The sequence below is a fragment of the Xanthomonas sp. PPL134 genome, assembly GCF_040595915.1.
Classification (GTDB): Bacteria; Pseudomonadota; Gammaproteobacteria; order Xanthomonadales; family Xanthomonadaceae; genus Xanthomonas_A; species Xanthomonas_A indica.
Genome location: NZ_JAMDLL010000001.1, coordinates 509,399 through 522,646, shown reverse-complemented (window position 1 = coordinate 522,646; position 13,248 = coordinate 509,399). Strand labels below are relative to the sequence as shown.

The 13,248-nt window shown below is 70.8% G+C and carries 11 protein-coding genes; 3 read left to right on the top strand and 8 right to left on the bottom strand.

Annotated features, from left to right (window positions below; genetic code table 11):
• The first annotated feature begins 124 nt into the window (after window positions 1-124).
• Window positions 125-796: a TonB family protein gene (locus M3U25_RS02330; protein WP_355495252.1), complete on the top strand. Its 672-nt coding sequence runs from the start codon at window positions 125-127 to the stop codon at window positions 794-796.
• Between the two features lie 162 nt (window positions 797-958).
• Complete coding sequence (locus M3U25_RS02325; RefSeq protein WP_355495255.1) at window positions 959-3,721, top strand: TonB-dependent receptor; 2,763 nt, start codon at window positions 959-961, stop codon at window positions 3,719-3,721.
• Window positions 3,722-3,875: 154 nt separating this feature from the next.
• Here M3U25_RS02325 and rlmH read toward each other — a convergent pair whose 3' ends face one another.
• The 8 genes from rlmH to M3U25_RS02285 form a co-directional block, all read right to left on the bottom strand.
• Window positions 3,876-4,346, bottom strand: a complete 471-nt coding sequence (rlmH, locus tag M3U25_RS02320; RefSeq protein WP_242082102.1) for a 23S rRNA (pseudouridine(1915)-N(3))-methyltransferase RlmH — start codon at window positions 4,344-4,346, stop codon at window positions 3,876-3,878.
• Window positions 4,347-4,368: 22 nt separating this feature from the next.
• A complete protein-coding gene (locus M3U25_RS02315) occupies window positions 4,369-5,523 on the bottom strand; it encodes a J domain-containing protein (protein ID WP_355495260.1) in 1,155 nt (384 codons plus the stop codon).
• On the bottom strand, window positions 5,516-5,935 hold the full coding sequence (gene rsfS, locus M3U25_RS02310; RefSeq protein WP_160961088.1) for a ribosome silencing factor: 420 nt from the start codon (window positions 5,933-5,935) through the stop codon (window positions 5,516-5,518). The genes M3U25_RS02315 and rsfS overlap by 8 nt, the downstream gene beginning before the upstream one ends.
• A gap of 56 nt (window positions 5,936-5,991) precedes the next feature.
• Window positions 5,992-6,783: a nicotinate-nucleotide adenylyltransferase gene (gene nadD, locus M3U25_RS02305; RefSeq protein WP_355495265.1), complete on the bottom strand. Its 792-nt coding sequence runs from the start codon at window positions 6,781-6,783 to the stop codon at window positions 5,992-5,994.
• Window positions 6,780-7,814 carry a DNA polymerase III subunit delta gene (gene holA / locus M3U25_RS02300; RefSeq protein WP_242082105.1) on the bottom strand — a complete coding sequence of 345 codons (1,035 nt, stop codon included), beginning with the start codon at window positions 7,812-7,814 and terminating at the stop codon, window positions 6,780-6,782. The genes nadD and holA overlap by 4 nt, the downstream gene beginning before the upstream one ends.
• A 101-nt stretch (window positions 7,815-7,915) precedes the next feature.
• Window positions 7,916-8,530: an LPS assembly lipoprotein LptE gene (gene lptE, locus M3U25_RS02295; RefSeq protein ID WP_160947989.1), complete on the bottom strand. Its 615-nt coding sequence runs from the start codon at window positions 8,528-8,530 to the stop codon at window positions 7,916-7,918.
• 124 nt (window positions 8,531-8,654) lie between these two features.
• Window positions 8,655-11,297, bottom strand: coding sequence for a leucine--tRNA ligase (gene leuS, locus M3U25_RS02290; protein WP_355495270.1), 2,643 nt, complete (start codon window positions 11,295-11,297; stop codon window positions 8,655-8,657).
• A gap of 223 nt (window positions 11,298-11,520) precedes the next feature.
• Window positions 11,521-12,144: a DUF998 domain-containing protein gene (locus tag M3U25_RS02285; RefSeq protein WP_355495272.1), complete on the bottom strand. Its 624-nt coding sequence runs from the start codon at window positions 12,142-12,144 to the stop codon at window positions 11,521-11,523.
• A gap of 154 nt (window positions 12,145-12,298) precedes the next feature.
• On the opposite strand from M3U25_RS02285, the gene trxA reads away from it, so the two are divergent.
• Window positions 12,299-13,159 (top strand): thioredoxin, encoded by an 861-nt coding sequence (gene trxA / locus M3U25_RS02280; protein WP_355495275.1) that lies wholly within the window; start codon window positions 12,299-12,301, stop codon window positions 13,157-13,159.
• The last annotated feature ends 89 nt before the right edge of the window (window positions 13,160-13,248 follow it).

Sequence of the window (13,248 nt, the reverse complement as noted above, 5' to 3'; positions counted from 1 at the left end):
GCTTGCCAAAGCGACCGCGACCGGCGCACTGTCGAAACGCGGACGGGCGCCACGACCCCATCCGCCGCCCCCGTGCGTTTCCCCGTACCGCAGTCCACGACACTCCTATCGCAGAGGTGGATCCATGGTTCGCACGCAACTCCCCGCCCCGTCCTTCCGCATCGACCTGTCCCGGGTCCTGGCCTACAGCACCGCGATCGCCCTGCACGTGCTGGCCGCCCTGTTGCTGCTGCTTCCGCTCTCGCACGTGACCGCGCCACCGGAACCGGCGCAGGTGCAGCCGCCCTGGCAGCAACCGGTGGTGGTCAAGGTCACGCCGCCGCCGCCGACCATTCCCACTGTCGAGAAACAGGTGCCGACGCAGCCGCGCACGCCCACTGCGGTGCCGGTGCCGACCTCGACGCCGGAACCAGCGGTCGACAGCAGCCCGGTGGCGCTGGACAGCGCGCCCAGCGTCGACCCCACGCCCAGCATCGCCGCGCCCAGCCTGCCGCCGGCGAGCGTGGGCGCGCCGGTGGACGGCATGCAGTTGCAGTACCTGCGCGCGCCGGCGCCACCGTATCCGCGCGACGCGCTGCGCGAGCATCTGCAGGGCAGCGTGCTGCTGCGGGTACTGGTCGGCACCGACGGACAGCCGCTACAGGTCACCGTCGAGAAGAGCAGCGGCCACCGGGCGCTGGACCAGGCCGCCCGCGACCAGGTGCTCAAGCGCTGGGCGTTCCAGCCGGCGTTGCAGAACGGCACGCCGGTGCAGGCGTACGGGCTGGTGCCGATCGATTTTTCGCTGGATCGCTGAGGGTTGCGACGCGCGCGGCCGGGTCCGTCCGGCCGCGCGCATTCCGCAAAAATTCACTATTTGTTCACGATAGATACACCTAGATGGGAACCAGCCGACCGTCAAAAGGTCGGCACTTTCGTCAGAAAGACACAACCTGCGTTTCCAGTTAGGAGAGAAACTGTGAACATCCCGACCCAACGGCGTGCAACCCGCCGTTCCCTGCTGTGCGCCTCCGTGACCGGCGTGCTCGCCGCCTTCGCAGGCACTGCCGCCTTCGCCCAGGAAGCGGCCACCAATCTCGACCGCATCACCGTCACCGGCTCCAACATCCCGCGCACCGACACCGAGACCCCGTCGCCGGTGCAGGTGGTGACCCGCCAGGAAATCGACCGCACCGGCAAGACCTCGCTGGCCGAATACCTGCAGACCCTGACCGCCGACGGTGCCGGCTCGATTCCCAAGAGCTTCGGCAACGGCTTCGCTGGCGGCGGCGCCGGCATCTCGCTGCGCGGCCTGGGCGCCGGTTCCACCCTGGTGCTGTTGAACGGCCGGCGCATGGCCACCTATGGCCTGGCCGACGACGGCCAGAAGGTCTTCACCGACCTGAGCACCATCCCGCTGGACGCGGTCGAGCGGGTCGAAGTGCTGAAGGACGGCGCCTCGGCGATCTACGGTTCCGACGCCATCGCCGGCGTGGTCAACATCATCCTGCGCAGCGACTTCCAGGGCGCGATCCTGCGCGGCTCCTACGGCATCTCCGGCGACGGCGATGGCGATGCGCGCAAGGCCACCCTGACCGCCGGCACCGGCGACCTCGCCAGCGACGGCTGGAACGCGTTCTTCAGCCTGGACGTGGGCAAGACCGACGCGATCAAGATCAGCGACCGCAAGGACCGCAAGTGGATCGGCACCGGCGACATCCGGCGCTGGGGCTACGCGGCGCAGGACGCGCAATTCCTCGGCGGCGCCTACCTCAGCGGCGGCACCGCCGGCGGCACCGGCCCCAACGGCTCGGTGTTCAACACCGCCGGACAACTGGTGGCGCTCCCCGGCTGCGCCGGCCTGACCACCATCCCCGGCCAGAGCGACGCCACCGCGCAGGCGCAGGGCTGCCTGTGGGATCCGGCCCAGCAGTTCCGCGACCTGGCGCCGGAAGAGAAGTACGTCAACGTGTTCGGCCGCGCCAGCTTCGCCTTCGGCGAGGGCGGCGAGATCTACACCGAGATCGGCTACTCGAAGAAGAACACCGTGTTCTCCAACACCCCGTCGGCCGTGTCCGGCGGCTGGGGTTATCCGGGCGGCCCGGTCAACGCCAACAGCGGCGCCGGCGCCACCGTGCTCTACGCCGGCCATCCCGACAATCCGCTGCCCTACGCTGCGCGCCTGCGCTACAGCGCCTGGGACGTGGGCCCGCGGGTGACCGACAACACCAACGAGTTCAACCGCTTCCTGGTCGGCGTGAAGGGCAACTGGGGCGACTGGAGCTACGACACCGGCTACCTGCACTCGGGCACCAACCTGGTCAACAAGCGCACCGGCTTCCTGCGCTACAGCGCAGTGCGCTGCGTGCTGGGCAACCCGGCCTGCCCCGCCGGCACCTGGCGCATCGGCGACAATGCCAATCTGAACTCGCAGGCGCTGTACGACTACATCTCGCCGACCATCAGCGCCCGCGCCAAGTCCGAACTGGACATGTTCGACTTCAACGTCTCGCGCAGCCTGGCCGATCTCAAGGGCGGCCCGCTGGGCCTGGCGTTCGGCGCCGAATGGCGCAAGACCAGCAATAGCCTGACCCCGCAGACCTACACCGACGTCGGCGACATCATCGGCCTGGGCTACTCGGCCTACGACGGCACCCAGAACGTCTACGCCGCCCACGTCGAGCTGTCGGCGCCGGTGCTGGAGCAGCTGGAACTGTCCGCGGCGCTGCGCTACGACAAGTACGACGGCGGCGACGGCAAGGCCACGCCGAAGTTCGGCGTGAAGTGGACGCCGGCCGACTGGATCGCGCTGCGCGCCAGCTACGCCGAGGGCTTCCGCGCACCGAACCCGGCCGAGAACGGCGACGGCGGCCTGGCCGCGTTCTCCAACGCCCGCGATCCGGTGCGCTGCGCGATCGATCCGGCCAACGAGTGCACCGCGCGCTCGGTGGCGATCATCACCCGCCCGAACCCAGCGCTGAAGCCCGAGGAATCCAAGAGCTACTCGGTGGGCTTCGTGCTGCAGCCGACCTCGACCACCTCGCTGACCGTGGACGGCTGGGAGATCAAGCGCACCAACGAGATCGCCCAGGGCAGCACCGCCGACGCGATCGCCGCCGGCAACGTCCTGCGCGACAGCAACAACATCGGCGGCGTGCCGAACAGCGGCACCATCCTGGCGGTCAACACCGGCTACGTGAACGCGAACTCCTCGCGCGTGCGCGGCATCGATACCGACATCCGCCAAACCTTCGCGATCGGCCCCGGCCAGCTGGAGCTGGACGCGCAGTGGAGCCACCTGCTCAAGTTCGAGCGCACCGAAGGCGACACCACCGTCGACTACGTGGGCACGCACGGCAACTGCGACGTGACCAACTGCATCGGCACCCCGCAGGACCGCATCAACTTCGGCACCACCTGGAAGCAGGGCACCTGGAGCGTGAGCGGAGTGGTCAACTACATCGACAGCATCGAGAACAAGGATCGCCGCGGCGGCGACTACCAGGCGTTCTACGCCGACGGTACGCCGGTCAAGAAGATCGCCTCGTTCACCACCTTCGATCTGTCGGGCCGCTGGAACATCACCGAGGCCTTCGAACTGAACGCCTCGGTGCAGAACGTGTTCGACCGGATCGCCCCGCTGGATCCGACCACCTACGGTGCGGTCAACTACAACCCGCTGCACTACAGCGGCGCAATCGGCCGCTACTTCACGGTGGGTGCGAAGTACACGTTCAACTGATCGCGAACGTCGCACTGCAGTAACGAAAAGCCCGGGCGAGAGCCCGGGCTTTTTTCTGCATGATCGGCTCGCAGGCACCGGCATTCACTCGCACATTGATACCGCACGAGCGCGCGCAGTCCGCGATCAACGATCAGCGATCAGCGATCAGCGATCAGGCGCGATGGTAGGGATGATTGGCCAGCATCGCCGCGGCCCGGTACAACTGCTCGGCCACCACCAGCCGCACCAGCATGTGCGGCAGGGTCAGCGGCCCCAGCGACCAGGATTCGCTGGCCACCGCCAGCACCTCCGGCGAATGGCCCTCGGGACCGCCGATCAGGAACGCCAGATCGCGTCCCTGCCCGCGCCAGTGCTCCATGCGCTGCGCCAGTTGCTCGGAGCTGTGCTGCTTGCCGGGCACGTCCAGCGCCACCACCAGCGCGTTCTTCGGCAGCGCCGCCAGGACCCGGCGGCCTTCGTCCTCGATCGCGCGCTGCGCATCGCGGCCCTTGCCGCGCAGGCCGGGTTCGATCTCGACCAGCTCCAGCGGCAGCCAGTGCGAGAGCCGCTTGCGGTACTCGGCGAACCCCTGCGCCACCCAGGCCGGGGCGCGCTCGCCGGTGGCGATGAGGCGCGCCTTCATGGCGTCGACCGCCGCGCGCGCATCATCCGCGCTCCGCCACGCAAGCAGCCACGGCGGCGTCCTGCGCCTCGCGCGCCGCACGCTGCTCGCGCAGCCACTGCTTGAGCGTGGACGGCTGCTGCAGCGCGCGCCGGTCCTCCTCGCAATACGCGATCTCGTCCTGCAACTGGCGCTTGATCTGCGCCATCAGCGCATCCAGGCGCCGCGGCTGCGGGCGGCGCTCCAGGGCCAGCCCGTAGTCGGCCACGAACGCATCGACCACCTGCGCCAGCTCCCGCTCGACCTGCTGCAGTTGCGTGGCGAACATCGCGGCGTAGTCGCCGATCCGCTCCTCGGCCATGGACGCGATCCCGGCGTGGTCCAACTGGCCGATCTCCAGTTGCAGTTCCAGCAGGCCCAGCAGATCGTCCTGACGGTAGACGCGGTTGAGTTCCTGCATCAGCGCGGTCTTGCGTTCGCGTTGCCGCGCATCGGGCTCGCGGTCCGGGTGCAGCGCCGCGACCAGGCTGCGGTACAGCGCGCGCCGCGCCTGCTGCGGATCGAACTCGCTCGCGGCCGCCGGGCCCGCGCCGGCGCGGCGGCGCTTGGCATGCCGCTGCGCGCGCCCATCCGCATGCGCCTGTTGCTGGTGCTGGCGCTGCTGCAGTTGCGCGTAAATCGCTTCCGGCGACGGCAGGTGCTGCAGTTCTTCGATGGTCAGGCCGAACTCGGCGGCGAGCGCCGCCTGCATCGCGGCGTCTTGCAGGATGTCGCCGCCCTCGCCTTGCGCGCCGCGGTGGCGTGCATGGATCGGCTTCAGCGCGTCGAACCCGGGTTGCTCCAGCAGCGGCGCGGCCAGCGCGCAGAGCGTCTCGGACAAGTCCGCACGCTCGCGCTTGCCCAGCTTGTGCATGGCATGCGCGGCGTCCAGGTCATGCACCAACTGCGCCTGCGCCGCATCGCGCGCCCGCAGCAGCGGCTCGACCTGCGCATGGAACCGCTGTTCCCAGCGCGGCAGCGCCTCGCGCCAGTCGCGCAGTTCCTCGCGGGTCCGCTCCAGGCGTTCGATCAGCGCATCGAAGCGTTTGCGCGCCGGCGTGGCCAGCGGCTGCGCAGCGGTGTCGGTACCAGCGCGGATCCGGACGGACGGCGCGATATCGGACCCGCCAGCCGGCAGGCCGTCCTGCCGCTTAGGCATCGCGTGCCGTGTCGTCGCCGTCGTCGTCGCCCGGCGGCTGGTCGCCGACCGTCCACAGCCGCTCCAGCGCATAGAACTCGCGCACCCGCGGCAGCATCACGTGCACCACCACGTCGCCGAGGTCGACCAGCACCCACTCGGCCTCGCGTTCGCCTTCCACGCCCAGCGGCATCACGTCCAGGCGCTTGGCGTACTTGATGACTTCGTCGGCGATCGACTTGACGTGACGGGTGGAGGTACCGGAGACGATGACCAGGTAGTCGGTGACGCTGGACTTGCCGCGCACGTCGATTTCCGCCACGTCCTTGGCCTTGAGTTCCTCGACCGCCTCGCGGACATGGGCGAGCAGGACCGGCAGCGGCGGCGGCGGATTGGGGACTTGGGTCTTGATGACGTGGGCTTGACTGGACAAAGCGGCGAACTCGATGGAATGGGGCGAATTATAGGCGACCCCGGCACGACGCGTATTCAGCCAGCGGCGGCGGCACCGGACGCATACAGACCGTGGTCGCGGATGTAGGCGGCTACGGCCGGCGGCAGCAGGGCCGCCCAATCCTCGCCGGCGGCGATGCGCGCGCGCACCAGGCTGGCCGATTCGCTGCGCAGCGGCTGCCGCAGGCACCACAGCCGGCCGCCCGGCGCCCGGGTCAGCGCCTGCGGCGCGTCGGCCCAGTGTCCGGCCACCGCCTGCGCCAGCTCCGCCGGCACCGCCCGCTCCCAGCCGCTGCCGGCGCGGTCGGCGACGACCAGGTGCGCGGCCTCGAGCAGCGCCCGCCACTCGCGCCAGCCGTTGAAGCCCACGAAGCTGTCGCTGCCGATCAGCAGCGCAAGCGGCGCCTCGGCGCCGAGTTCGCCGCGCAACTCGCGCACCGTGTCGATGCTGTAGGAGGCCACGCCGGGCCGGGCCTGCGCGCGGCGCAGCTCGTGCAGGTCCAGCACCAGCCCCGGCGTGTCGGCGATCGCCAGCGCCAGCATCGCGCAGCGCTGCTGCGCATCGGCGCCGGGCGCCGGGCGATGCGGCGGATCGGCCGCCGGCATCAGCCGCACCGGCACCCCGAACGCATCCCGCGCCGCCCGCGCGATCGCCAGGTGGCCGTTGTGGATGGGATCGAAGGTGCCGCCGTAGATGAGGTGCAGTGGTGGGGAATCGGGAATGGGGAATGGGGAAGACGCAACAGCCGCGGGCTGCGGGGTCTCTGGCGGGACCGCAGCGCCGCTGTTCCCATTCCCGATTCCCGATTCCCGACTCCCGGCGTTCATACCACCAACAACCGCACCGCCCGCGCCTCGGCGATCGCCAGCAGCAGGCGCTCCAGCGCGATCCAGGCGTCGCCATCGGCGCGGCCCTTGGCGATGCGGTCGATGCGGCCGGCCTCGGCGGCGAAACGCTCCCAGCGGCGCGGTTCGGCATGCCGCTGCAGGGCGCGCTTGAACGGCGCCTGCCGCGACTCCCAGATGCCCTGCCCCTTCATCTCTGCGGCCAGGTTGCCGCCGGCGGCCTGCACCTTGGCCAGCGCCGCGGTGCGCAGCAGTTCCTTGATCAGGATCGGCAGCAAGGCGGCCACCGCCTCGCCCTCGGCGCGCAGGCCGGCGAGCATGCGCCGTACCGCCGGCGCCTGTCCGCCGAGCGTGGCCTCGGCCAGGCGAAACACGTCGTAGCGCGCGGCATCGGCGACCAGCGACTCCATCGCCGCCACGTCCAGCCCCTGGCCATCGGCCAGCAGGGCGAGCTTGTCGATCTCCTGCGCCGCCGCCAGCAGGTTGCCTTCCACCCGTTCGGCCAGGCGCTGCACCGCGCCGGCGTCGGCGCGCAGGCCCTTGCTGCGCAGGCGTCGCTCGATCCAGTCGCCCAGTTCGTGCGGCTTGATCGCCCAGGCCACGGCGATGGTGCCGATGCGGCCGACCGCGTCTGCCCATTTGCCCTGGTGCGCCTTGCTCCACTCGTTGCAGGTGATCAGCAGCACCACGTCCGGCGGCGGGTCGGCGCAGAACGCGCTGATGACCTCACCGCCCTCCTTGCCGGGCTTGCCGCTGGGCAGGCGCAGCTCGATCAGCCGTTGCGCGCTGAACAGGCTGGGCGCGTTGAAGCTGGAATACAGCTGACCCCAGTCGAAGTCGCGGCCGTCGGCGTCGAATACCTCGCGCTCGCTGATGCCGGCGGCGCGCGCGCGGGCGCGCACCGCGTCGGCGGCCTCGAGCACGCGCAGGGTTTCCGGGCCGGCGATCAGGTAGACCGGTTGCAGCGGCTGCGAGGCCGGCTGGGTGGCGAGCTGTTCGGGGCGCAGTTCCATGGCGACAGCCTACGCCGCTGCAGGCGAGTGCGGCGAACGCCGCGCGCCTGCGGCGAACCGCGCGGCCGCCGCGCGCGGCGGCGAAGGCAGCAGGGCGAGGCTCAAGGCTGCGGCGTGGTCGCCGGCTTGCCGTCGGCCGGCGTGGCGTCGGCAGGCTTGCCCTGCACCGGCGTGCCGTCGGTCGACGGCGGCGCGGCGTTGACGTCCTTGCCGTCGCGCACCTGGGCGCGCACCACGCTGTCGATCCGGCGCAGCATCGAGGCCGACATCTCCCGGCGCAGTTCGTCGGCCAGGATCTCGCGCTCGGTGGAGGTGCCGGTGGCGTCGGTCGGCGGCGACACGTAGTCGCGCGACAGCTCGATCACCTGCTGCGGCACCAGCACGCTGCCGTCGGCGCGACGGAACACGAAGATCGCCGCGTAGCGCAGGCTGTATTCCTGGGCGCGGCCCTCGGCGTCGAGCGCGATCGGCAGGTCGCCCCAGCGCTCGGACAGCACTTCCAGGCGGGCAACGCCGGTGTTGACGTCCTTGGGCGCGATCTGCGCGCCGGCCGCGCGCAGGCCGCGCTCGAGCAGCTTGGCCAGTTCGCTGTACGGCGCCGAGGACACCACCTTCACCGACGGCGTGTCGGCCGGCAGGGTCAGCTTGTTGCGCAGGTGGAAACCGCAGGCGGTCAGGGACGCCGCGAAGACGAGAGCGAGCAGGAGTCGGGTCATGGACACAGTCTGGAGGAGCCGGCTGGGTGCGGCAACAGGCGGCTAGCCTGCCGTACGCCGCGTGAACGCGGGTTGAGACCTGCCGCGCCGCGCGGCCGCGGCGCGGCCGATGCGGCGCGCCGGCTCACGCCGCCACCAGGTTCACGATCTTGCCCGGCACGATGATGATCTTGCGGATGCTCAGGCCTTCCAGGAACTTGGCCGCATTCGGCTCGGCCTGGGCCAGCGCCTCGATCTGCTCGCGCGAGGTGTCGGCACCGACCTCGATGGTGCCGCGCAGCTTGCCGTTGACCTGCACCGCCAGGGTCACCGCGTCGCGCACCAGCGCGGTCGGGTCCGGCTGCGGGAACGGCACGTCTTCCAGCAGCGTCGGCGCGTGGCCCAGCGCCTGCCACAGCGCGTGGCTGGCATGGGGGGTGATCGGGTTGAGCAGCAGCACCGCCGCTTCCAGCGCTTCCTGGCGCACCGCGCGGCCCTGCGCGCTGGCGTCGTCGAACTTGGCCAGCGCGTTGGTCAGCTCCATCACCGCGGCGATGGCGGTGTTGAAGCTGTGGCGGCGGCCGTAGTCGTCGGCGACCTTGCCGATGGTCTCGTGGGTCTTGCGCCGCAGCGCCTTGTGCTCGGCGTCCAGCGCGGCCGGGTCCAACGCCGGGGCGGCGCCGTCGGCGGCGTGCCTGTGCACCTGCGCCCACAGCCGGCGCAGGAACCGCGCCATGCCGTCCACGCCGGCCTCGTTCCACTCCAGCGACTGCTCCGGCGGCGCGGCGAACATCGAGAACAGGCGCACCGTGTCGGCGCCGTACTTGCCGACCATGGCCTGCGGATCGACGCCGTTGTTCTTGGACTTGGACATCTTCTCGGTGCCACCGATCAGCACCGGCTGGCCGTCGCCCTTGTGCACCGCGCCGATCACCCGCGCCTTGTCGTCGCGCTGCACGTCCACGTCGGCCGGATTGATCCAGTCCTTGGAGCCGTCCGGGTTCTGCCGATAGAAGGTCTCGGCGATCACCATGCCCTGGGTCAGCAGGTTGGTCGCCGGCTCGTCGCTGTCCACCAGGCGCGCGTCGCGCAGCAGCTTGTGGAAGAAGCGGAAGTACATCAGGTGCAGGATCGCGTGCTCGATGCCGCCGATGTACTGGTCCACCGGCAGCCAGTAGTTGCCGCGCTTGTCGACCATGTCCTTGGCGCCGGGCGAGGTGTAGCGCGCGTAGTACCAGCTCGACTCCATGAAGGTGTCGAAGGTGTCGGTCTCGCGCTCGGCCGCCGCGCCGCACTGCGGGCAGGTGGTCTTGCGCCATTCCGGATCGGTCTTCAGCGGCGAGCCGGTGCCGCTCAGCGCCACGTTCTCCGGCAGCAGCACCGGCAGTTGGTCTTCCGGTACCGGCACCGCGCCACAGCTTTGGCAATAGATCACCGGGATCGGGCAGCCCCAGTAGCGCTGGCGGCTGACGCCCCAGTCGCGCAGGCGGTAGTTGACCCGGCGCTGGCCCTGGCCCTTGCGCTCGAAGCGCTCGGCCAGCGCCTCGAACGCGCCTTGGAAGTCCAGCCCGTCGAACTCGGCGGAATTGACCAGTTCCAGCTCGCGGGTCTTGTCGCCGTACCAGTCCTGCCAGCGGCTCGGATCGTAGTGGCGCTCGTCGTCGTTCTTCGGCGCCTTCAGCGCGATCACCTGGCGGATCGGCAGGGCGTACTTGCTGGCGAATTCGAAATCGCGCTGGTCGTGGCCGGGCACCGCCATCACCGCGCCGGTGCCGTAGCCCATCAGCACGAAGTTGGCGACCCACACCGGCACCTGCTCGCCGCTGATCGGATGCACCGCGGTCAGGCCGGTGTCCATGCCGCGCTTTTCCTGGGTCTCCAGTTCCGCCTCGGAGACGCCGCCCTGCTTCAGCTCGGCCAGCAACGCGGCCAGCTGCGGATTGGACTTGGCCGCATGCAGCGCCAGCGGATGCTCGCTGGCGATGGACACGAAGGTCACGCCCATCAGCGTGTCCGGGCGCGTGGTGAACACGCGCAGCGGATCCAGCGCGCTGCCGTCGGCGTCGCGCACGTCGAACTGGATCTCCAGGCCCTCGGAACGGCCGATCCAGTTGCGCTGCATGGTCTTGACCGATTCCGGCCAGCCCGGCAGCTGGTCCAGGCCGTCCAGCAATTCCTGCGCGTAATCGGTGATGCGCAGGAACCACTGCGGGATCTCGCGCTTTTCCACCAGCGCGCCGGAGCGCCAGCCGCGGCCGTCGATGACCTGCTCGTTGGCCAGCACGGTCTGGTCGATCGGGTCCCAGTTCACCACCGCGTTGCGGCGGTAGGCCAGGCCCTTGCGCATCAGCCGGGTGAACATGCGCTGCTCGTGCACGTAGTACTCGGGCCGGCAGGTGGCGAACTCGCGCGACCAGTCGATGGCGTAGCCCAGCGACTTGAGCTGGCGGCGCATGTGGTCGATGTTGGCGTAGGTCCACTTCGCCGGCGCGGTCTTGTTCTTGATCGCGGCGTTCTCGGCCGGCAGGCCGAACGCGTCCCAGCCCATCGGCTGCAGCACGTTCTTGCCGATCATGCGCTGGTAGCGGCTGATCACGTCGCCGATGGTGTAGTTGCGCACGTGGCCCATGTGCAGCGCCCCGGACGGGTACGGCAGCATCGACAGGCAGTAGAACTTGGGCTTGTCGGAGGTCTCGTCGACCTCGAAGGCGCGGGTGGCGTCCCAGAATTGCTGGGCGGACGATTCGACCTGCTGCGGGTCGTAGGCGGTGGGCTCGACGGCGGACATGGAAACGGGCAAGGGCCAGGCGGCAACAAAGCGGCCAAGGGTACCGTAGCGCGGCAAGCCGCTCCAATCCCGGCGACGGACGGCAACGGCGCGCAACGCCCCCTGCGCGCCCGGTAGGCGCGGGGAACCGCGGCTGCAGTGGCTTCGGCGCCGTGGGCGAGCACGGCGGGCCTCGGCCATGGCACGGCACGCCGCGCCGACCGAGTGCGCAAGGCCCGCGGGGTCAGCCGCGGTGCGCGACCGCCTGCGGCCCCGGCCAGCAGGCCAGCAGCGCCAGCCAGCCCCACCACAGCAGGAACACCAGCCGCTGCGCCAGCGCCGGCGACAGCAGCCGGTCCAGCGCGAACGCCCCCAGCGCCACCAGCAGCGCCATCCCCAATGCCAGCGCGGCCCAGCCGCGCGCGGCGGGATCCCGGCGCGCGCCCAGCCCCAGCAGGGCCGCGGCCGCCACCAGCGCCACCACCCACAGCAGCCAGGCGCTGGCATGCAGTTGGGTCGCGCGCGCCTCCAGGTCGGTCGGGTCCAGCGGCAGCAGGCCCATGCCGGCAAAGGCCAGCCCCGCCAACAGCAGCAGTTGCCCGCCGACCCGCAGCGACCAGGGCGCGTGGCGGCCGGCGCGGCGCAGCAACTGCAGCGCCAGTGCCAGCGCCAGGCACCCGGGCAGCACGAACGCCAGCAGATTGAACGCCCAGGCATGCGGGATGCCGCGCGCACCGAGCAGGGCCAGCGGATGCGACCACGGCAGATACCCGGGCAGCACCGCGCCGAAGCCCAGCATCGCCGCCACCGCGGCCACCGCCAGCAGCGGCCCGACCCAGCGCATCACCCGTTCGCTCACCTCGCCCATCCGCCACCGTCCTTTCGCGCCGCCATGGCGCCTGCAGCCGCACATTGTCGCCGCTGCGGCCGCGGCCGGCACCCATGGCGCGGCGACGCCACCCTTGCATCGGCGCCGCCGTGCCTCCATACAGAGCGTCCTCTCGCCTGCGATGACACTGCCCATGTCCGACACGCCCCACGTTTTCGACGCCAAGACCGAGACCTTCGAAGCCGACGTGCTGCAGCGCTCGCTGCAGACGCCGGTGCTGGTGGACTTCTGGGCGCCCTGGTGCGGCCCGTGCAAGACCCTGAGCCCGATCCTGGAAAAGCTGGCCGCCGAGTACAACGGCGGTTTCGTACTGGCCAAGGTCGACGTGGACCAGGAGCAGCAGATCGCGGCGGCGTTCCAGATCCGCTCGGTGCCGACGGTGTTCCTGGTCAAGGGCGGGCAACTGATCGACGGCTTCCCCGGCGCGCTGCCCGAGGGCCAGTTGCGCGAGTTCCTGACCCAGCACGGGATCGTGCCGCTGGCCGCGCAGGAGCCGGCCGAGCCCGTGCCGGCCGCGCCGCTGGATCCGCACGCCGAGGTGCAGCGCCTGCGCGAGGCGGTGGCGGCCGAGCCGGACAAGGACGAACTGAAGCTGGACCTGGCCCTGGCCCTGGTCAAGGTCGGCGCCGCCGCCGAGGCCGAGGCGCTGATCGACGCGCTGCCGGCCAACCTGGCCACCGACGAGCGCGCGGTGCGGGCGCGGGCGCGGCTGGGCTTCGTCGGCGCGCTGCAGGCGGCACCGCCGCTGGAGACGCTGCAGGCCACGCTGGCGCAGGATCCGGGCGATCTCAAGGCGCGCTACCTGCTGGGCGTGCGCCACCTGGTCGGCGGCGACGACGCAGCCGCGCTGGAGCAATTCCTGGAGATGCTGCGCCAGGACCGCACGTTCGAGGACGGCCTGCCCAAGAAGGCGCTGATCGATGCGTTCCGGGTGATCGAGGACGAGGACCTGGTGGGGCAGTACCGCCGCAAGATGTCCGCCCTGTTGTTCTGAGACTACAATCGCATTTCCGGCGGCTGGCAACGGCGTCTCCAGCCGCCGCGACAGTCGGACACGCCCCGGCCTGCCTCATGGATGCCGTG